The 19,775-nt window shown below is 41.1% G+C and carries 20 protein-coding genes; 10 read left to right on the top strand and 10 right to left on the bottom strand.

Features of this window, described 5'->3' with window-relative positions; all coding sequences use genetic code 11:
• Window positions 1–13: 13 nt before the first annotated feature.
• The 7 genes from C9J40_RS03205 (at window position 14) to C9J40_RS03175 (ending at window position 6,892) form a co-directional block, all read left to right on the top strand.
• Window positions 14–670, top strand: coding sequence for a riboflavin synthase (locus tag C9J40_RS03205; protein WP_105060781.1), 657 nt, complete (start codon window positions 14–16; stop codon window positions 668–670).
• Window positions 671–721: 51 nt separating this feature from the next.
• Window positions 722–1,825 carry a bifunctional 3,4-dihydroxy-2-butanone-4-phosphate synthase/GTP cyclohydrolase II gene (gene ribBA, locus C9J40_RS03200; RefSeq protein ID WP_107245677.1) on the top strand — a complete coding sequence of 368 codons (1,104 nt, stop codon included), beginning with the start codon at window positions 722–724 and terminating at the stop codon, window positions 1,823–1,825.
• Window positions 1,826–2,059: 234 nt separating this feature from the next.
• Window positions 2,060–2,530, top strand: coding sequence for a 6,7-dimethyl-8-ribityllumazine synthase (gene ribE / locus C9J40_RS03195; RefSeq protein WP_005370076.1), 471 nt, complete (start codon window positions 2,060–2,062; stop codon window positions 2,528–2,530).
• Window positions 2,531–2,532: 2 nt separating this feature from the next.
• Window positions 2,533–3,003, top strand: a complete 471-nt coding sequence (nusB, locus tag C9J40_RS03190; protein WP_107245675.1) for a transcription antitermination factor NusB — start codon at window positions 2,533–2,535, stop codon at window positions 3,001–3,003.
• Between the two features lie 132 nt (window positions 3,004–3,135).
• Window positions 3,136–4,119 (top strand): thiamine-phosphate kinase, encoded by a 984-nt coding sequence (gene thiL, locus C9J40_RS03185; RefSeq protein WP_107245674.1) that lies wholly within the window; start codon window positions 3,136–3,138, stop codon window positions 4,117–4,119.
• A gap of 9 nt (window positions 4,120–4,128) precedes the next feature.
• Window positions 4,129–4,617 (top strand): phosphatidylglycerophosphatase A, encoded by a 489-nt coding sequence (gene pgpA / locus C9J40_RS03180; protein ID WP_107205417.1) that lies wholly within the window; start codon window positions 4,129–4,131, stop codon window positions 4,615–4,617.
• Window positions 4,618–4,804: 187 nt separating this feature from the next.
• Entirely contained in the window at window positions 4,805–6,892 is a 2,088-nt protein-coding gene (locus C9J40_RS03175) for a hypothetical protein (protein WP_107245672.1), read from the top strand.
• A gap of 93 nt (window positions 6,893–6,985) precedes the next feature.
• Here the strand turns inward: C9J40_RS03175 and dxs are convergent, their stop codons facing one another.
• From dxs to xseB, 3 genes are read right to left on the bottom strand one after another with little or no spacing between them, the layout of a single operon-like run.
• Window positions 6,986–8,851: a 1-deoxy-D-xylulose-5-phosphate synthase gene (gene dxs, locus C9J40_RS03170; protein ID WP_107205419.1), complete on the bottom strand. Its 1,866-nt coding sequence runs from the start codon at window positions 8,849–8,851 to the stop codon at window positions 6,986–6,988.
• Between the two features lie 24 nt (window positions 8,852–8,875).
• Window positions 8,876–9,778, bottom strand: coding sequence for a (2E,6E)-farnesyl diphosphate synthase (gene ispA, locus C9J40_RS03165; protein WP_107245671.1), 903 nt, complete (start codon window positions 9,776–9,778; stop codon window positions 8,876–8,878).
• Window positions 9,768–10,013, bottom strand: coding sequence for an exodeoxyribonuclease VII small subunit (xseB, locus tag C9J40_RS03160; protein ID WP_005370105.1), 246 nt, complete (start codon window positions 10,011–10,013; stop codon window positions 9,768–9,770). Before xseB ends, ispA begins: the two co-directional genes overlap by 11 nt.
• 347 nt (window positions 10,014–10,360) lie before the next feature.
• On the opposite strand from xseB, the gene pomA reads away from it, so the two are divergent.
• From pomA to thiI, 3 genes are all read left to right on the top strand, one after another.
• Window positions 10,361–11,122, top strand: coding sequence for a flagellar motor protein PomA (gene pomA, locus C9J40_RS03155; RefSeq protein WP_107205421.1), 762 nt, complete (start codon window positions 10,361–10,363; stop codon window positions 11,120–11,122).
• Window positions 11,123–11,133: 11 nt separating this feature from the next.
• Window positions 11,134–12,057: a flagellar motor protein MotB gene (locus C9J40_RS03150; RefSeq protein WP_107205422.1), complete on the top strand. Its 924-nt coding sequence runs from the start codon at window positions 11,134–11,136 to the stop codon at window positions 12,055–12,057.
• A 364-nt stretch (window positions 12,058–12,421) separates the two neighbouring features.
• Window positions 12,422–13,873 carry a tRNA uracil 4-sulfurtransferase ThiI gene (gene thiI, locus C9J40_RS03145; protein ID WP_107205423.1) on the top strand — a complete coding sequence of 484 codons (1,452 nt, stop codon included), beginning with the start codon at window positions 12,422–12,424 and terminating at the stop codon, window positions 13,871–13,873.
• Between the two features lie 88 nt (window positions 13,874–13,961).
• Here thiI and C9J40_RS03140 read toward each other — a convergent pair whose 3' ends face one another.
• The 7 genes from C9J40_RS03140 to C9J40_RS03110 all read right to left on the bottom strand — a co-directional run bounded on the left by C9J40_RS03140 (window position 13,962) and on the right by C9J40_RS03110 (window position 19,770).
• Window positions 13,962–14,579, bottom strand: a complete 618-nt coding sequence (locus C9J40_RS03140; protein WP_107205424.1) for a DJ-1 family glyoxalase III — start codon at window positions 14,577–14,579, stop codon at window positions 13,962–13,964.
• Window positions 14,572–15,468 (bottom strand): 2-dehydropantoate 2-reductase, encoded by an 897-nt coding sequence (panE, locus tag C9J40_RS03135; protein WP_233220291.1) that lies wholly within the window; start codon window positions 15,466–15,468, stop codon window positions 14,572–14,574. The genes C9J40_RS03140 and panE overlap by 8 nt, the downstream gene beginning before the upstream one ends.
• Window positions 15,469–15,584: 116 nt before the next feature.
• Entirely contained in the window at window positions 15,585–16,337 is a 753-nt protein-coding gene (locus tag C9J40_RS03130) for an outer membrane protein OmpK (protein ID WP_107205426.1), read from the bottom strand.
• Window positions 16,338–16,658: 321 nt separating this feature from the next.
• Window positions 16,659–18,053 carry an MFS transporter gene (locus C9J40_RS03125; protein WP_107245668.1) on the bottom strand — a complete coding sequence of 465 codons (1,395 nt, stop codon included), beginning with the start codon at window positions 18,051–18,053 and terminating at the stop codon, window positions 16,659–16,661.
• Window positions 18,054–18,237: 184 nt separating this feature from the next.
• Entirely contained in the window at window positions 18,238–18,606 is a 369-nt protein-coding gene (locus C9J40_RS03120; protein WP_107205428.1) for a hypothetical protein, read from the bottom strand.
• Window positions 18,607–18,649: 43 nt separating this feature from the next.
• Window positions 18,650–19,201, bottom strand: a complete 552-nt coding sequence (locus tag C9J40_RS03115) for a peptidylprolyl isomerase (protein ID WP_107205429.1) — start codon at window positions 19,199–19,201, stop codon at window positions 18,650–18,652.
• Complete coding sequence (locus C9J40_RS03110) at window positions 19,201–19,770, bottom strand: YajG family lipoprotein (RefSeq protein ID WP_107245666.1); 570 nt, start codon at window positions 19,768–19,770, stop codon at window positions 19,201–19,203. Before C9J40_RS03110 ends, C9J40_RS03115 begins: the two co-directional genes overlap by 1 nt.
• Between the last annotated feature and the right edge of the window lie 5 nt (window positions 19,771–19,775).

The following is a 19,775-nucleotide window of genomic DNA, read 5'->3' as shown; positions in this document are numbered from 1 at the left end:
GCAAGGACTCTCCATGTTCACCGGTATCATTGAAGCAATTGGAACCATTACCGCTTTAACACCTAAAGGCGCTGATATTTCTGTCACTGTCGACTCAGGCAATCTTGATCTGTCCGATGTTAAATTGGGTGACAGTATTGCGACAAATGGGGTGTGCTTAACTGTGGTTAAATTGACAGGTAAAGGCTATGTTGCTGATCTGTCATTAGAAACCTTAAAACGTACTGCTTTTGCTCATTATCAGGCTGGTCAGGTCGTCAACTTAGAAAAAGCGATGTTACCGACGACGCGTTTTGGCGGTCATATGGTATCTGGTCATGTTGATGCTGTTGCTGAGATTATTGAACGTCACCATACGGGACGCGCTATTGAGTTTTGGGTAAAAGTACCCGCGCATTTAGCGAAATATATCTCAGAAAAAGGCTCGGTTGCGGTTGATGGGATTAGCTTAACGGTGAATGAAATTAATGGTGATGAATTTAAGTTAACCATTGTTCCGCATACAGCATTAGAAACAACAATGGACGCATTCAAACCAGGCCGAATGATAAATCTTGAAGTAGATGTGATTGCCCGCTATTTAGAGCGTTTAATGTTGGGTGATAAAGCTGCAGATAAAAAACCGCAAGTCACAATGGATTTATTAGCGAGAACGGGTTTTCTTGGCTAAATATGATGATTAGCTAGTCAGCTAAGGTACATAAGAATTAAGGGTAGTGTTATGGCTTTAAGCAGCGCAAAAGAAATTATTGATGATATTCGTCAGGGCAAAATGGTTATTCTGATGGATGATGAAGATCGTGAAAATGAAGGCGATCTGATTATTGCATCTGAAAAAATTACACCTGAAGCTATTAATTTTATGGCGACCTATGGTCGTGGTCTAATTTGTCTGACACTGAGCAAAGCCCGTTGTCAAAAATTGAACTTGCCTTTAATGGTTCAAGAAAATACCGAACAGTTTGGCACACCTTTCACTGTTTCTATTGAAGCAGCTGAAGGGGTAACTACGGGTATTTCAGCCGCTGATCGTTCTCGCACAGTACAAGCAGCCGTTGCAGCAAATGCAACGGCAGCTGATATTGTTATGCCGGGTCATATCTTCCCATTAATGGCACAAGAAGGTGGCGTATTAACCCGCGCAGGTCACACTGAAGCGGGTTGTGATGTTGCGCGTTTAGCTGGCCTTGAGCCATCAAGTGTGATTGTTGAGATCTTAAATGAAGATGGCACGATGGCACGTCGCCCGCAGCTTGAAGTGTTTGCGGAAAAACATGGCCTTAAATTAGGTACAATTGCTGATCTGATTGAATACCGTAATAATCATGAAACCACGATTGAGCGTGTAGCTGAGTGTCGATTACCAACAGAGTTCGGTGAGTTTGAGATGATCACTTACCGTGACAAGATTGATAACGAAGTGCACTACGCGCTGCGTAAAGGCGATATTAAAGTGGGTGAAGAAACACTTGTACGTGTTCACTTGCAAGATACATTTAAAGATATTCTGCAATCAGGTGCAACGCAATGGACGTTACCTGCAGCAATGAAGCGCATTAGCGAAGAAAATGGTGTATTGGTTATTTTAAGTAAACAAGAACCAACTGATGCCATTATTCATAAAGTGAAAAATATTGCGGCGGAAGAAGCAGGTCAACCTAAAGTGAAAGTGACACAGAAAGATCCGTCTCGCCAAGTTGGTGTTGGCTCACAAATTCTTTCTGATTTAGGCGTAAGCAAAATGCGTTTATTGTCATCAAGTACGCAACGTTATCATTCACTATCAGGCTTTGGTTTAGAAGTTGTTGAGTATATTTGTGATTAAATTCACCAAATGTTAGATGCTAGTGATAAAATAACTGATATCAGCGGTAGCTAAAGACAATTATTATTTTTAACTACCGTTTTCAATGCTGTTTATTGGTCGAATCAAGGACAGATAAGCAACAAATATTAACAAATCTGTTGAAACCGACGGTTGTCCATAGCAGAGATATTGCAAAGTGTGATAGACTCCCGCGGTTTCTCAAACCGGAAAGACATAGTCACAGGAAGGCCCATGAAGGTAATTGAAGGCGCCATCGCGGCACCAAACGCAAAAGTTGCTATCGTAATTGCACGCTTCAACAGCTTTATTAACGAAAGCTTACTTTCAGGTGCATTAGATGCGCTGAAACGTCAAGGACAGGTTAGCGAAGACAACATTACTGTTGTTCGTTGTCCAGGTGCTTACGAGCTACCACTTGTTGCTCAACAGGTTGCTAAAAGCGACCGTTATGATGCAATCGTTGCTCTAGGCTCAGTTATTCGTGGCGGTACACCGCACTTCGATTATGTTGCCGGTGAGTGTAATAAAGGTCTAGCACAAGTTGCACTTGAGTATAATACTCCAGTTGCTTTTGGTGTTTTGACTGTAGATTCTATTGAACAAGCCATTGAGCGTGCCGGTACCAAGGCTGGTAATAAAGGGGCAGAGGCTGCACTAAGCGCGCTCGAAATGGTTAATGTCCTGTCCCAAATCGAATCCTAATAATGGGGGTTACTGTGAAACCAGCCGCACGTCGTAATGCACGTCAGTTTGCTGTACAAGCTATTTACTCTTGGCAACTTACGAAAGGTAATGTTGCTGATATTGAGCAACATTTTCTTTCTGGCGATAAGTTTGAAGAAGAAGAACATCAAGCTGATGCGCCAGTTCTTGCTGCACCACATACTGATGTTAGCTACTTCCGTGATCTGTTCACAGGCGTAGTACTAAGCCACCAAGAACTTGATAGCAAGATGCGTCCATACTTATCTCGTCCTCTACAGGATCTTGATCAGATGGAACTTGCGCTACTTCGTCTTGCAATGTACGAAATGGTTAAGCGTGAAGACGTACCATTTAAAGTTGTTATTAACGAAGCAATCGAATTAGCTAAGCTATTCGGTGCGGAAGATAGCCACAAGTTCGTTAATGGTGTACTTGATAAAGCTGCACCAATACTTCGTAAAGAAAAGTAATTTTCGAAGTAACGAAACTAGATAAAAGAAGTCAGCTTAGCTGGCTTTTTTTTTATCTATTGTGTTGATATGAAGCAATCGTAAAGATAAGGGCATTATAATGGTGGCTGATAATGGATGAGTTGAACGATTATGGCACAAGGTGAATTTGATTTAATTGGGCGGTACTTTGAACACCAGAATGTTAAGCGAGAAGATGTTGATCTTGCGATTGGTGATGATTGCGCATTAGTTCGTGTTCCAGAAGGGTGTCAATTAGCGATCAGTACCGATTCGTTAGTTGCCGGCACGCATTTTCTGCAAGATGCTGATCCTAAATTAGTCGCACATAAAGCATTAGCCTCAAATTTAAGTGATCTAGCCGCCATGGGCGCAACGCCTGCTTGGGTTTCTTTGGCGTTAACACTACCGACGTTTGATGATCATTGGCTAAATCAGTTTTGTGAGGGGTTCTTCCAATTAGCTGAACAGTATAATGTTCAACTTATTGGTGGGGATACCACCAAAGGTCCTCTCAGTATTACTCTAACGGTTCAAGGGTTTGTTCCTAACGGGCAAGCATTGACACGTAGTGGTGCTAAGGTAGGTGATTCAATATATGTGACCGGTCAATTGGGTGATAGCGCAGCAGGTTTAGCGTTATTATTAACGGACAAACCATATCATGATCTTGCTCTGTCTTATGCCTTAAAAGAACGTCATTTTATGATGACACCGCAGGTAGAAGCAGGAATTGCATTGCGTGGTATTGCATCTGCTGCGTTAGATATTTCCGATGGTTTAATTGCAGATTTAGATCATATAGTTAAACGTTCAGGTGTCGGAGCTGAAATTTATATCGAGCAGCTTCCTTTATCTTCTGAGCTAATCGCCTATTGTTCGACACCAGAGCAAGCGCAGCAATTGGCATTAAGCAGCGGTGAAGAATACCAATTGTGTTTTACTGTACCGAAGCATCAATGTCTTGAAGTTGAATCTTTAATGATGGCAAAAGGTATTCAAGTGTCTCGTATTGGTCAGTTAACTCAATCTAGTGGTATTGTTTTATTACAACAAGGTGAGCCTATTGATTGGCAAGTGTCAGGGTGGGATCATTTTATGAGTTCAAATAAGTAAGGTATCAGCGTGTCTACAAATCCTAAAGATTTATTGAAAATGAGTAACCCTTGGCATTTATTAGCAACAGGGTTTGGTAGTGGTTTAGCGAAGTACGTGCCTGGCACGATGGGTACATTAGCTGCTGTTCCACTCTATTTACTGTTAGCACAGTTACCTTTTAGCTGGTACTTAGTTGTCGTGTTTATTGCTGCGTTGATTGGTATAAAAATTTGTACCATCACCTCTAACGATATGCAGGTACATGATCATGGCAGTATTGTGTGGGATGAATTTGTTGGTTTTTGGATCACAATGGCAATCGCCCCAGAAGCCACATGGCAGTGGGTATTAACGGGCTTTATTTTATTCCGTTTCTTCGACATGGTAAAACCATGGCCAATTAGCTGGCTAGACAAACATGTTAAAGGTGGCTTTGGCATTATGGTTGACGATATTCTTGCCGGTTTCATGGCAATGATTGCGTTATGGGTGGTTGGTTACTGGCTTGGTTTTTAGTTAAACCTAACGATCACATTATAAAATTGATTTAGAAGCTGCATTCGTGCAGCTTTTTTTGTTTTTATCTCCTCAATTTTTACAAAATATAATGTGTCGCATTCCTAATAAAATCATTTATTTTTCATCATAAATCTGACGGTTTAACTAGTCTCAAATTATGTAGATAGAGAGAAGGGATTGCTCTATGAGTACCTATCTGAAAATAATCAGTGTTGGTTTATTAACCGTTGCTTCGATGGCTGATGGACAAGTTTATCCATCAACGGAAACGGCTTGGGTGTTAACGGGAAACTGGCAACAGCCAACCGCAATATCGGAATTAAATACGATTAAAGAAGTTAGGCGCTGGGAAGCGGATCATGCTGATGTTGTATTTGGTAGCTTACAAGATGTCGATTTAAATCAAAAGACCATTGCGATGGGTTATATCTACGTACACAAACTTGATTGTCGCCCAGATGAACAGCAAGGGTGGCTTCACCGCCATGCTTACCTGAATGGGCACGATCCTGAAAAGGGCTACATGCATTATAAAAATGATACTCAACTTACCGTTCCTGATCAAAGCCAAGGGTTAGATTACCTATTAAATGGCGAATCGATGTTAAGTATTCTTATTCGAAATAATGACTTCTTGACTGCGCGTTTTCCTTTAACCGTTAATGATAATGAACAAATTATTTTTCATGCTGCTTACCCGTTTGAAAATATCGTCATTGATAGTAATCAGCATCCTGAATTACGGATCACGAGAGTAAATGATGATGGTGATATTGGTGGTTTAGAAAAAGCAGATGTACATTGGATTCAACGAGAAGGTAAATGGTTTGGTCATATTAACCAGCGCTGGTTACCGACAAACGCCAGGTTCCAAGGACGTGAGCTGAATACTGGAAATAAGGCATTAAAGGCGGGGTATCGTAGTTGGGTAGTCGTTTTAAACTGGAAGAGCAAGGCGGAAGTGAAAGGCGTTAATATTGAGCCTTGGTTATCCGTTGTGAATACATCTGGTCAGCAATCCACAGCGACGATGTTGTTTCCTGGTTGGGATCCTAAAAACGATCCTAATGGTGATGGTTATGTTGATGATGATGAGTTTTTAGTAAGAGCTAATCAAGCGGCAAGTGCGAGATTTAAACATCAAGCTAGAGTGATCCCTACTGGAAAAATGTGGGCGGGCAGTTGCTGGTATCGGACTAATTTTAATGATGACTCTTTTAATCAAAATCATGCTAATTGGTATAAATATGATTGGAAACGTCAAGGTTTAACCGGTGCTTACAATGATGATATGGCCAAATTGTTCAGTACCAACCAATTTAATGTTCAATTTGGCGGACAAATATTAGAAGCGCCGATTCGAGCTGGCACCTCAAAAGCGGCGGGATATTATGCAGCGAAAATGTCTGATTTTCTTGATTTAGTTAAATCGACTACGGGCAGTCAGTGGCTATCTGCTAATATTTCTGAGCTTAATTTGTGGGAATACCCTGATTGGCCAAAGCAATTAAGGGGGGTGGTGGATGTTTGGTTACGAGAGCATTATTTAAGCCCTGCAATTGGCTTAGAGCGATTACAATCCTATTGGGACAGCTATGCGTTAGCAGCACTCGGCGATAAAAGCTTAATAATGACCACAACTCGCGGTGGCAAAAGCCAACAAACACCATTAATTCAGCAAGCATGGGAAGACGATATCTATACCGGATTAGCCCTGTACTATCTGTTTAATATTCCCAATAAAACCTACTACCACAGCTGGAATCAAACCTTTATTTATGGCAGTAATAACACCCATGCCGATCCGAAACAGCTAAATAAAACCATTTGGTATCGCACTGGAGAGCCTAAGAATTGGGCGTATCAGCCCCAAAAGTTATTATCGATTGATATAGGTAAACCAACGACCATACCTAACGGCTTTGAAGCGGTTAAATGGCTATCTAAAACAGGAAAAGTAGCAACGGATGAGACAAAATTTGGGGATATTGCATTAGAGCCTGCGAATTGGTTTTGGTTATATCGAACAGGGTGGTTTGACGATGTTCCTAAAGATGGAGTTATCGCGCGGCAATATACACAAGGGTTAGTGCTATATCGCGGTTCTAAATACCGTAATCACGCTGAATTTTATCAAGTTGATTCGATACGTGTACCATTATCTGGCCTGTATCAAAAAGTAAATTACGATGGTTCACTCGGTGAGCCGACACAGTATGTTGAAGTCAATGGCTATGAGGGTGTGATTTTAAAGAAAGTTGAGAAGGGCTGAGATGAACAATAAACGTAAGGCTAATAAAGAAAAAGGTTTTCCTGATTAATAACAGAGAAAACCTTTTTCATAGTGCTTATTTGAACGGTGAAATTACTTAGCTAAATAAGTGCGAATTTGCTTTTCGATACCCGCACCATCAATTTCTAACATTTCATGCAGTTCAGCTTGTGTTCCTTGTTCAATGAATCGATCAGGCAAACCAATATTCAGTACTGGTTTCAGTGTCTTCTCTTTCATTAAAAATTCAATAACGCCGCTACCCGCACCGCCAGCAATCGCATTTTCTTCAACAGTTACAAGAACATCATGAGTTTTTGCTAATTCAAGTACTAAGGCTTCATCAAGCGGTTTCACAAAGCGCATGTCAGCAACAGTCGCATTTAAATTTTCTGCTGCTTCTAATGCATAGCCGAGCATGCTGCCAAAGTTTAAAATTGCGATTTTTTCACCTTCACGGCGAATGATACCTTTACCGATTTCAAGCTCTGTCATTGTAGGATCGACATCGACCTCCATACCGCAACCACGAGGGTAACGGACCGCACTTGGTCCTTGGTATTGGTGACCAGTATAGAGCATTTGACGACATTCATTTTCGTCACTCGGTGCCATAATCACCATGTTAGGAATACAGCGCATAAAGCTAATATCAAATGCACCTTGGTGGGTTTGACCATCAGCACCGACTAAGCCTGCACGATCAATGGCAAACATCACAGGAAGATCCATGATAGCAACATCATGAATTAATTGATCATATCCACGTTGAAGGAAAGTTGAGTAGATAGCGACAATAGGATGATAACCACCAATTGCCATGCCCGTTGCCAGTGTCACCGCGTGTTGTTCAGCAATCGCCACATCAAAGTATTGATCTGGGAACTCTTTAGAAAAGCGCACCATACCTGAGCCTTCACGCATAGCCGGTGTGATAGCCATCAATTTGTCATCAATAGCGGCCATATCACATAGCCAATCACCGAAAATCTTAGAAAACGTCGGACTTGCATCCTTCGCTTTGGGTAATGGTTTCTGGCTTAAATCAAATTTAGGAACGGCATGGTAATTAATTGGATCCGCTTCAGCTGGCGCATAACCTTTGCCTTTTTTCGTCATAATATGAAGAAATTGTGGGCCTTTTAGGTTACGCATGTTTTTCAGTGTCTTAACAAGCTCATGCACATCGTGGCCATCAACAGGGCCAATGTAATTAAAGCCTAACTCTTCAAACATAGTGCTTGGCACAACCATGCCTTTGATATGCTCTTCTGCGCGTTTTACCATTTCTTTGATAGGAGGCGCATTGGATAGAACTTTCTTACCACCTTCACGAATAGAGGTATAGAAATTACCCGATAGTAAATGGGCTAAATGATTATTTAACGCGCCGACATTTTCAGAAATCGACATTTCATTGTCATTTAAGATAACTAGCATATCGCTGTGAACATCACCAGCATGGTTCATCGCTTCAAACGCCATGCCTGCGGTGATAGCGCCATCGCCAATAATGCTAACAACTTTGCGATTTAGGCCTTCTTTTTCTGCTGCAATCGCGAGACCTAGACCTGCACTAATGGAAGTTGATGAGTGACCAACCGAAAGTGTGTCGTACTCACTTTCACCGCGCCATGGGAATGGGTGCAAACCGCCTTTTTGGCGAATGGTTGCCATATCATCACGACGCCCTGTTAAAATTTTATGTGGGTAGGCTTGATGACCAACATCCCATATAACTTTATCAAAAGGCGTATTGTAGACGTAGTGAAGCGCAACGGTAAGCTCGACTGTACCGAGTCCGGAGGCAAAGTGGCCGCTGGTCTGACTCACAGATTTCAACAAATAGGTACGAAGTTCATCGCATACTTGTGGAAGGCTTTCAGCTGGCAATAATCGTAATTCATCAGGCGTGTTTGCGAGGGCCAGATGAGGGTATTTTGAGATATCCAAAGTCATAACAGTGTCGGCGCTTATACTGATTTAGCTTTTGCGTTCGATAATATATCGGGCAAAAACTTCTAATTGGGATGTATTGTAGGGTATAGCCGCTAATGCTTGTAGTGCTTCTTGATAAAGTAGTTGTGCTTTTTCTTGTGCACCATCTAAGCCAAGCAAGGCTGGATAGGTACTTTTATCCAAGGCAAGATCAGAACCTTGTGGTTTACCTAAGGTTTCGGTATCACTGATCACATCTAAAATGTCATCTTGCACTTGGAATGCAAGGCCAATAGCTTCTGCATACTGATCAAGTTGCGGCAAAATTGCTACGCCTTTATCACCAGCAGCTAATGCTCCTAAGCGGACGGCACAGCGAATCAAAGCCCCTGTTTTGTGTCGGTGGATTAATTCTAGTTGTTCTAATCCAACATGTTTACCTTCAGCATCAAGATCTAAGGCTTGCCCTAGACACATTCCGGCAGCGCCTGATGCTTTTGCAAGCTCACTTACCATAGCAATACGTTGGGTGTTGCCATCTTGGCTCAATTGTCCATTCGCCAAAATATCAAAAGCCAGTGTTTGTAGTGCGTCACCCGCAAGAATGGCAATGGCTTCATCAAACGCAATATGACAAGTGGGTTGACCACGACGTAATGCGTCATCATCCATCGCAGGTAAATCATCATGGATTAATGAGTACGCATGAATACACTCAACCGCAGCGGCTGGCGTGTCAAGATAGTCCTGAGTTACCCCTAACATTTCACCGGTTACATAGGTTAGAAAAGGACGCGCACGTTTGCCACCCAGCAGTGTTCCGTATTGCATGGCTTTAAGTAGGGCTTTATCTGCAAATGGTTGAGTTGATAACCAGTTTGCTAATACGTCATTACTACGTTGTTGATAGCACTTAAGGGATAGCGATAAAGAAGAACTATTGGTCATGGCTTGGTTCAAAATCAGTCAGTGGAGCTTCATCATCTGCCTGAAGCAAAATTTCTACACGTTGCTCAGCTTGTGTCAGCTTTTGTTGGCTGCTGCGAGCAAGAGAAATACCTCGTTCGAATTTTTTTAGCGCATCTTCCAGTGGGATATCGCCAGATTCTAGTTCATTGACAATGGCATCTAGCTCATCAAGGGCGGCTTCGAATGCCATATTTTCTGGTTTTTTTGCTGCCATATCATTTTCACTCTTATCTAAGTGCACGAAAAATAACGTAGAGAATTACTGGGGTCAAATTATGTCACAGGAATCTGTGTCGCTGACAGTAATTTTAATAAATAGTCTTCATTAATTGGTTAATAAAAAGCTAAATGAAAAGCTGAATTGGTCGATAAAGAGTTACTTTGCTGATGACATTCATCATTTAATGCTAAGAAGTGCCTTGGCGAAATAGTGAATATGGCGGTGGCTTTAAAGTTTTGGCTGTCTTTAGAGCGTATTATCTCAGTGATAGATTCAGATGTGTTGATTGATGTTCAATAAACGCAAGCCATTATTTTTACCTAGCAAAAGAGGATCATGCTTTGGATTTGGCGACGCTTATAGGATTGCTTGGTGCATTCGCATTCATTGTTATGGCTATGCTGCTCGGCGGCGATCTGGTTATGTTTTACGATACATCATCGATTTTGATTGTATTAGGCGGCAGTACTTTTGTTGTGTTAATGAAATACAACATTGGGCAATTTTTTGGTGCTGCAAAAATCGCCATTAAAGCCTTTATGTTTAAGACTGATAATCCAGAAGAGTTAATTGCCAAAATTGTAGAAATGGCTGATGCGGCGCGTAAAGGTGGATTTTTAGCATTAGAAGAGATGGAAATTACGAATCCTTTTATGCGTAAAGGCATTGATATGCTGGTGGATGGCCATGATGCTGATGTGGTTCGCGTCACGCTACAAAAAGATATTTCATTAACCAATGAACGTCATGAACAAGGGGTAGGGATCTTCTCCTCCTTTGGTGATGTTGCGCCTGCTATGGGAATGATAGGTACGCTTATTGGCTTGGTTGCCATGCTTTCTAACATGGATGATCCGAAAGCTATTGGTCCTGCAATGGCCGTTGCCTTATTAACGACGCTATATGGCTCGATGTTGGCAAACATGGTAGCGATACCTATCGCGGATAAATTAACCTTGCGTAAAGAGCAAGAGCGTTTAAATAAGCGTTTAATCTTAGATGGCGTGCTGGCAATTCAGGATGGGCAGAATCCACGAGTGATTGATGGTTATTTGAAAAACTACCTTCATGAGAAGAAACGTAGTGTGATCCTTGACGAGTAAGAGACAGTTTTATGGAAGAGCAATCTTGTAAATGTAAAAAAGGTGCGCCTCCATGGATGGCGACCTTTGCTGATCTTGCCACACTATTAATGTGTTTCTTTGTGTTACTACTTTCTTTTTCTGAAATGGATGTACTGAAATTTAAGCAAATTGCAGGTTCAATGAAATACGCTTTCGGGGTGCAAAATATGCTTGAAGTTAATGATATCCCTAAAGGTACAAGTGTTATTGCGCAAGAGTTTAGGCCAGGCCGGCCTGAGCCAACGCCAATCGAAGTGATTATGCAACAAACGATTGATATGACGCAGCGTTCATTAGATTTTCACGAAGGCGAGTCTGATCGAGCTGGGGGCACACAACGTGATGCGGGTAAACTAACAGGTGGACAAAGTAAAAAAACGGCGACACAAAATAATGAAAATGACGAATCTGAAGCCGATCAAATACAAGAGAAATTAAAAGAGATACTGACTAAAGCATTAGAACGTGAGATCAGTGACAAAATTATAGAAATTGAGAATCTTGGCCAGCAGTTGGTAATTCGTATTCGTGAAAAAGGTTCGTTCCCAGAAGGTTCGGCGTTTTTACAACCTAAATTTAAGCCATTAGTACGCCAAGTTGCGATGCTCGTTAAAGATGTGCCGGGCATTATTCGAGTTACGGGACATACCGCGAGTGATAAATTGGATTCAGAGTTATACCGATCTAATTGGGATTTATCAGCGCAGCGGGCAGTGTCAGTAGCGCAAGAAATGGAAAAAGTAGAAGGGTTTGATCATACAAAAATGCGGGTGGTTGGATTGGCAGATACTCAGCCAATTGCTGATAACAAAACTCGAGAAGGGCAAGCTAAAAACCGTCGAGTGGAAATATCTATCATGCAAGGTAAACCGCATTTTAGTGATGAGATCAGCAGTAACTTTAGTGCTCAATAGATTGTAGTACTTAAGGTTATTACCATAATGGCAGCGCTAGCGCTGCCATTTTTATTGGGGCAAATAGAGTGGCTGTTTATCAAGAGCTTAAGATATTTACGCTGAATTTCGTCGATGAGAGTTGCTGGCAGAGATGATCATGACTAAGGTAAATATAATTGAAAGCCAATAACATGCGGTAAGTCTAATCGAAGATAACGTCGTGAGTTTTCATATCTTTGTTTCAGTGGTCGGTAGCTTGCTGTATAATTCGCGCCTTTAATTCCGTTTGGTACTCTCTGTCAATTTTCACGATATGATCTGTTAAAAATCATCCGTTAATGAATTGATTCTGTACTGTAAGCCCTGTGAAGCGAAGCGTGTTATGAAATTTATTGTTAAGCCACACCCAGAGATTTTTGTTAAAAGTGATTCAGTGCGTAAGCGTTTTATCAAAATTCTTGAGTCTAATTTACGCATCATCTTAAAGCGCCAGTCAGAGTCTGTTAGCGTTTATAACCGCCGTTTTTCATTGGAAATTAATGAATCTGATGAATCAAAGCGCGATATGATTTTAGCGATTCTGACGCAGACACCTGGTATTCACCATACCCTTGAAGTACAGCAAACGGAATTTACTGATCTTCATAATGTTTTTGAACAAACATTAGCGCTTGTTGGCCCTGAGCTGGAAGGTAAAACATTCTGTGTTCGTGCTAAGCGTGTTGGTAAGCATGATTTTACTTCGATTGAAGCTGAGCGTTATGTCGGTGGTGGTCTTAATCAAGCTATCGAGTCTGCAAAAGTAAGACTGAAAAAGCCTGATGTGACAGTTAACATTGAAATTGAACATAATCTATTGAACCTTGTATTATTCCGCCATAAAGGTTTAGGCGGCTTCCCGCTAGGTACACAAGAAGATGTATTAAGTTTAATTTCTGGTGGTTTTGATTCTGGTGTTTCAAGCTACTTGCATATCAAACGTGGTAGTAAAGTCCATTACTGTTTCTTTAATTTAGGTGGTCCTGCACACGAGATCGGTGTTAAGCAGGTTGCGCATTATATTTGGAACAAGTTTGGTTCTTCAGCAAAAGTTAAATTTATCGCGATTGATTTTGAACCTGTTGTTGGTGAGATTTTAGAGAAAGTCGACGATGGTCAAATGGGCGTTATCCTTAAGCGTATGTTTATGCGTGCTGCGGGTAAAGTTGCTGATAAATTCGGTATCGAAGCATTAGTAACGGGTGAAGCGCTAGGTCAGGTTTCAAGCCAAACATTAACTAACCTTCGTCATATTGACGGCGTAACAGATAGCCTAATTCTTCGTCCACTGATTAACTGGGATAAAGAAGATATCATCAATGTTGCACGTGAAATCGGCACTGAAGACTTTGCGAAAACCATGCCTGAGTTCTGTGGCGTGATTTCTAAGAGCCCAACAGTAAAAGCGGTCAAAGCGAAGCTTGAAATTGAAGAAGACAAATTTGATTTCTCTATTCTTGATCGTGTTGTTGATGAGGCGCGTGTGATGGATATTCGTGACATCGAAAAGCAAAGCCAAGAACAAGCTCCTGAAGTTGAATTAGTTGAGCAGGTCGCTGGTGATGCCATTGTACTTGATATTCGTAGCCCAGATGAAGAAGATGAAAGCCCATTAGAGCTTGAAGGTATCGAAGTTAAGCATTTACCTTTCTATAAGCTAGCAACGCAGTTCGGTGACTTACCGCAAGATAAGACGTACCTTCTGTACTGTGATCGTGGTGTGATGAGCCGCCTTCAGGCGCTGTACCTAAAAGAGAATGGTTTCGAGAACGTAAAAGTTTACCGTCCTTTATAATCGCCACTGCTTTGTATAAATAAAAGAAGCCTCGTAATTGCGAGGCTTTTTGTTATCGGGCGAGTTTCTATTACTTAGTCTCAACAGATTAAGTACGTGGTAATACGTCGTAATGCATATTCGGCCATACAACCATAGGCTCTGCAACTTCAGCCGCTTTGGCTTTATTTTCCAGTTGCGTCACTATCTCTAGCGCAAACTCTTGTGCAGTTCCGGGGCCTTGACTGGTTAATAGACGTGTATTTTTATCATACACCACACGTTTAACGCGTAATTGATGTGTTGGTATATGATGTTGAAAAGCAGGATGACATGTCATGATTGAATGTGTGAACACTTGATGTGGAATAAACATCACCGCAGGCGTTGCACAGATCGCGGCGATCAGTTTACCGTCGTAATGATGCTGCTTTACAAATTCAACTACCAGTGGGCTATCACGAAAATGTTCCGCGCCTTTTAAACCGCCGGGTAACACCACGCAATCAAATGGCTCATCGGCAACATTGATCAAAGGCACGTCTGCTACGAGCTTGATCCCGCGAGATCCTTCTAAAATTAGTGCGCCATCTTCTGCAGTACTTGCAATCGTTACTTCAAATCCAGCCCGCTTTAAAATCGCAATTGTATTAATTGCTTCCATTTCTTCACTGCCAGGAGCAAGACAAACAGCAACGCGAGGAGCAGTCGTTATTGGTTCAAGCATGATATGAGGACTCCATAGATGTAATGGTTTGCCATAACTGGGTATTCACAGGCACAGCAATATCGAATATTTTCGCTTGGTGAATAAGATAGCCAGTAATATAGTCGATTTCTGTTGGGCGCTGATAAAAAACATCTCTATTCATTGAAGAATAATTATCAGCGGTCGCTTTTATTACCGTGAGTGCCTGTTGATAAAGCTCACCATTTTTTATCCTGTAGCCTTCTGCTCGCATAACGAGCGTGACTTCATTACAAATTTGGATTAATTGGGCTTGATAGCCTTCATTAGCAAGCTCACCATTAGTACATTGATGAATGGCTGTTAATGGATTAATTGCACAATTAATGGCGAGTTTCTTCCATAATGGCTCCATGATGTCATCTTGCCAATAGCACGGTGATAATGCTTGATTGAACATGTCAGCGATGGAGTTATCAGTGGAGATGACAGAGGACAATGGGCCAATAAACGTTTGTCCAAGCCCTGTATGGCGTAGCGTACTTTCAGCTGTTTTTAAAGCAGCATGGGATGTGGTGGCATAATAAATAGTATGTTTAGGAAAGAGTTGCTTAACAGCGTCATGGCTTCCAATCCCATTGTGCATGATCACTATCTTGCATCGCGCTGAAAGATCGTTAATAAGGGGATGTAAGGCGGTGATGACTTGGAACGATTTTACTGTCACAAGGAGTAAATCACTTTGTTGTAAATGATCTATGTGATTAGCATTGAAACAGTAAGTTCTTACTTTACCACTCAAAGATTGAAACGTGAGTGGATAGCGGGTTATGGATGAACGGGTCCAAACTTGAACATCATGTTGCGGTTGCAAAGCGATAGCCCATAATGAGCCGATTGCGCCTGCACCCAATATTGTGATTTTCACACTGCAATCCATTGTTAACTATATTGATGTAGATAGTAACATTGTTCAAATAGTGCAGGATCAAAAAAGGCGCTGATATAGCGCCTTTTCTCATTAATTACTCAATAACTTATTGATTAGAAGTTATATTTAACTGAGTAAATTACAGCATTTTGGTTGCCTTTAGTACCTAGCTTGTTGTAAGCGTAACGGTACTGAATGCCTGTTGTTACGTGATCCGTTGCGTTCCACCATAGTGCTAGTGCACCGTTTGCGCTTACATCATCGCCTTCACCTGCAACGATCATGTAGTTGTCATTACGACCAAACTCAGACTCGTGCCAGTTACTGATCATGAATTTTTCGCCGAATGCATTAAAGTTGTAGCCTGCAACCCAACCAAACATACCGCCATTCATACCAGAAAAAGATGAAGGATTTTTCCAATCAGCAGATGTCATTGTGTGGTGGAAACCGATAAATGGGTTGAAGAACCAGCCATCACCGTTGAATGCGTAAGATAGACCTAGCACGTTATTTTGTGCAGTGAAGCCATCGCTGTTCGTGTTGTAAACTTGTCCGTATAGACGAAGCTCTGCAATACCAGTTTTGTAAGCGATTGTACCTTTAACCGATGTACGTGCTTTATCAGAACCTTGATCTGCATTTTCTAAGTCAGCGAAACCGTATAATTCACCCCAGCTAAAACCAGCACCACCTTCAAGTTCTAAGTACCAGAAGTCTTTTTGGTGACCAGCACGCTCTTCTGTACCGTTAGACCAATCTAAGTAGTTAACGCTCATATCACCAAAACCATACAAGTACTCTGCTTGTGCTGGGAATGTTGATGCTGCTGTTAAAACGCCTAAAGCTACTAGTGACTTGCGCATGTTTTTATCTCACTCAATATGGTCTAAATATAGGGATTTTTGGCCGCCCCGTTTTTCTGGCGCTGATTCTAGTGTTTTATATCTCGTTTGGGAATGTAACGTTTGCGCAAACCTTTGCTTTTTGTGATCATGATCGGCTGAAATCGATTACATTTACATTAAAAATGTGATGAATCTGAATTTATATTGCGATTTAAATGAACTTTTTTTGACTTTAATACTCTGTGCTAATTTTTTTGGTGGCAAAAATTCGCAATTTACATGAGAAAGGTAAGTTAAGGCTTCCGTTTTCAACAGAAACCTTACTTATCATAGGTGAGGTTATTTTTCTTCCAACGTATCAGTTGTTTCAGGAAGGGTTAAAGCATCATTCTTAGCAACGAGTTTGATTAAAAATAATACTGGAATACCTATCAATGCGGTGGTGAGGAAAAAGATGTTATAGCCGAAATGGTCGACATAAACGCCAGAGAATCCCGCAATAAATTTCGGGAAAAGTAGCATAATAGAGCTAAATAATGCGTACTGGGTTGCAGAGAAAGCCACATTGGTTAGGCTAGACATAAAGGTGATGAAAGCAGCGGTTGCAATACCTGCACCTAAATTATCTGCTGAAATAACTAAAGTTAACATCTCGAGGTTATTACCAACATAGGTAAATACCATAAACAACAGATTGGTCATTGCGGATAATAAAGCGCCTAAGGCAAGAATACGTAAGGTGCCAAATTTACTGACAAGAATACCGCCTAAACCAGCGCCCACTAAGGTCATGATCACCCCAAAGACTTTTGAAATAGACGCCACTTCATTTTTAGTAAAGCCCATGTCAACATAAAACGCATTAGACATTACGCCCATCACCACATCAGAAATGCGATAACAACTAATGAGCAATAAGATCAGTAGTGCGTTTTTACCATAGCGCTGAAAGAAGTCTTGGAAAGGCATGACGACAGCGGTATAAAACCACGCAGCGAGTCTTGCTTGTTTTTTACCTATCCCTTTTTGCTGTAATTTTTGTTGGTAGTTATGTTCGATTTTTTGAATTGATGAGCTGTCGATCTTTGGTTCTTTAACAAAGAGGGTGGTGATCACGCCAATTGACATCATACCCGCCATGATAAAGTAAGCGGCTTTCCAGCCTGCAGGATCATAACCACTATCAGAGCCGAACCATGCAGCAAAAGCCAGTGCGCCAGCTCCTGCCATGATCATCGCTAATCGATAGCCTGCCATATAGGTTGCAGATAATGCTGCTTGTAAGCGTACGGTAGCAAGTTCAATACGAAATGCATCAATGACGATATCTTGTGTCGCAGAAGCAAAGGCGACAACAATCGCAAATAAGGCAAATTGAAGAAGATCAGTTTGTGGGTTGCTGGTCGCCATACCACATAGCGATAAAATAATGATCAGCTGCGAAAATAACATCCAGCCACGACGTCGACCAAATAATCGAGAAAAAATGGGCAAAGGAAAACGGTCCACAAGTGGTGACCATGCCCATTTAAAGCCATAAGCAAGGGCTACCCAACTGAAAAAACCGATACTGGTTCGGCTAACATCAGCTTCTCGTAACCAAAATGAAAGGGTGCCAAAGACTAATAAAATAGGTAAGCCGGAAGAGAACCCTAGCGCGAACATGATCAATGCTTTGGGGTTTAAATACACACGCCAACCGGTGGTATTATTTTGTTGTATGGCTTTGTCCATATTTTCCTCGTAACACAAGTATCGACCATTGATACTTAGCAAAGTATAAAACTGTTATTTTTCTTTATAAATCAGATCTTAGCAGCAATAAGCCTAGTGTGCATTGCTTCATTATCAGTTCGACAACAACTTGTGCTTTTAATTCATAAACCGTAAAAGTAGGTTGATATTTAAGGGTAAATATTTAAGGACGCTGGATCTGTGTTAGTTCAGGGCAAGGGGCAAGATTGAGTAAGTAATAAGCGTGATTGGTGATTTTTTGTTGAATATAAATGTTGCCTAGCAATTGGTAATCTTCGAGCTTTATAACGTATTGAAGTAATAGCCAAAAAGTAGCTTCATAATCATCGATTGGATCTTTATCAGCGATATTCATGTCCCACCACTGAGCAAGACATTCATGGGCATCATTTTTTAGATGATAAAAAGGAACGTCGCCCTCAATAGTTGCAATAGTAGACAGCGCAAAAGAAGGGGCTTGCTCAAAAATAAACTGCTGAATTCGTTTATTTTGACGATGAAAAACAGACGGTTGGTAGAGAGGTGTGATCATATACGTCACCTGTACTTGATTGCGCACAGGTGACGTAATCAATTTATTTAATAACTTTCATTGATTCAATGATTATAGGCTGCTGTGGTACATCTTGCATACCTGTTGCACGATTAGAACCCGTTGGGATTTTAGCCATATCTTGTACAACAGAAAAACCTTTAACCACTTTACCGAATACCGCATAACCTGGATTATTACCTGCAGCATTTAAAAATGCATTGTCTTTATAGTTAATAAAGAATTGGTTAGTCGCAGAGTTTGGATTTTGCGTACGTGCCATAGCAACAGTTGCGGTGTCGTTTTTCAATCCATTACTTGCTTCATTTTTGATCGGAGCATGCGTTGGACGTTTAACCATGTCTTTATCAAAACCACCGCCTTGAGCCATAAAGCCAGGGATAACACGATGGAAAATCGTCCCGTTGTAATTACCTTCTTCAACATAGCGTAAGAAGTTTTTACTACTAATCGGGGCTTTTTCTTCATTTAGTTGGATCGTAAAATCCCCTAAATTTGTTGTTACTAAGACCTGTGTTGCAGCACTGACAGGTAAAGCGATAAGTAAACATAGCGCAAGTAAAAAACGTGACATTAAACATTCTCCGTTAAGTATTGATGCAATTCGCCATCTTTGGCGATCTCTTTAAGCACTGAATTCATCATTTTCTCTAAACTTTGTGCGATTTCTTCGCGTGTCACTTTAAAAGGTTCTTGCTTGGTAGAGCGAGCAGAATATTTTTTACTAAAAGTACCTTTTGGTGTAGTTACAACAAGTTCAATTTGAAGTTGGCTATCAATATCATGTTTAACTAAGCCTTGGGTTACCTTGACTAAGGCTTGCTGAATATTGATAGCAATATTTGACGTTGAAGCAGTGTTTACAGTAATTCCTTCGCTGGCAAATTGTTTTTTTAATGCAGCTTGAAAGGTTGATGCAATATTACTTTCCGGTTGAAACTCTTCAACATTGGTCGCACCACTATCAACAATGGCGATATAGTTATGATTACGATCATCTTTGCTTGATAGTTGTACTGCAAGCTGTGATGTGGCTTGCTGTGCTAAAACTGGCGTTAATGTTAAAGCGAGTGGTGGTTGCGCAGGACGGCTTGCACATGCGCTTAGTAATAATGCTGCGGCAATCACAATATATTTTTTCATGCTCT

The sequence above is a fragment of the Photobacterium sp. GB-72 genome, assembly GCF_003026095.1.
Classification (GTDB): domain Bacteria; phylum Pseudomonadota; class Gammaproteobacteria; order Enterobacterales; family Vibrionaceae; genus Photobacterium.
Note: the sequence above shows the minus strand (reverse complement) of the source record. Positions and strands in the feature narration are given on the sequence as shown.

Excerpts from the sequence above, each read along its gene's own strand:
- C9J40_RS03205 (WP_105060781.1), top strand. The coding sequence starts at position 14 with ATGTTCACCGGTATCATTGAAGCAATTGGAACCATTACCGCTTTAACA.
- ribBA (WP_107245677.1), top strand. The coding sequence starts at position 722 with ATGGCTTTAAGCAGCGCAAAAGAAATTATTGATGATATTCGTCAGGGC.
- ribE (WP_005370076.1), top strand. The coding sequence starts at position 2,060 with ATGAAGGTAATTGAAGGCGCCATCGCGGCACCAAACGCAAAAGTTGCT.
- nusB (WP_107245675.1), top strand. The coding sequence starts at position 2,533 with ATGGGGGTTACTGTGAAACCAGCCGCACGTCGTAATGCACGTCAGTTT.
- thiL (WP_107245674.1), top strand. The coding sequence starts at position 3,136 with ATGGCACAAGGTGAATTTGATTTAATTGGGCGGTACTTTGAACACCAG.
- C9J40_RS03175 (WP_107245672.1), top strand. The coding sequence starts at position 4,805 with ATGAGTACCTATCTGAAAATAATCAGTGTTGGTTTATTAACCGTTGCT.
- dxs (WP_107205419.1), bottom strand. The coding sequence starts at position 8,851 with ATGACTTTGGATATCTCAAAATACCCTCATCTGGCCCTCGCAAACACG.
- ispA (WP_107245671.1), bottom strand. The coding sequence starts at position 9,778 with ATGACCAATAGTTCTTCTTTATCGCTATCCCTTAAGTGCTATCAACAA.
- xseB (WP_005370105.1), bottom strand. The coding sequence starts at position 10,013 with ATGGCAGCAAAAAAACCAGAAAATATGGCATTCGAAGCCGCCCTTGAT.
- C9J40_RS03150 (WP_107205422.1), top strand. The coding sequence starts at position 11,134 with ATGGAAGAGCAATCTTGTAAATGTAAAAAAGGTGCGCCTCCATGGATG.
- thiI (WP_107205423.1), top strand. The coding sequence starts at position 12,422 with ATGAAATTTATTGTTAAGCCACACCCAGAGATTTTTGTTAAAAGTGAT.
- C9J40_RS03140 (WP_107205424.1), bottom strand. The coding sequence starts at position 14,579 with ATGCTTGAACCAATAACGACTGCTCCTCGCGTTGCTGTTTGTCTTGCT.
- C9J40_RS03130 (WP_107205426.1), bottom strand. The coding sequence starts at position 16,337 with ATGCGCAAGTCACTAGTAGCTTTAGGCGTTTTAACAGCAGCATCAACA.
- C9J40_RS03125 (WP_107245668.1), bottom strand. The coding sequence starts at position 18,053 with ATGGACAAAGCCATACAACAAAATAATACCACCGGTTGGCGTGTGTAT.
- C9J40_RS03120 (WP_107205428.1), bottom strand. The coding sequence starts at position 18,606 with ATGATCACACCTCTCTACCAACCGTCTGTTTTTCATCGTCAAAATAAA.
- C9J40_RS03115 (WP_107205429.1), bottom strand. The coding sequence starts at position 19,201 with ATGTCACGTTTTTTACTTGCGCTATGTTTACTTATCGCTTTACCTGTC.
- C9J40_RS03110 (WP_107245666.1), bottom strand. The coding sequence starts at position 19,770 with ATGAAAAAATATATTGTGATTGCCGCAGCATTATTACTAAGCGCATGT.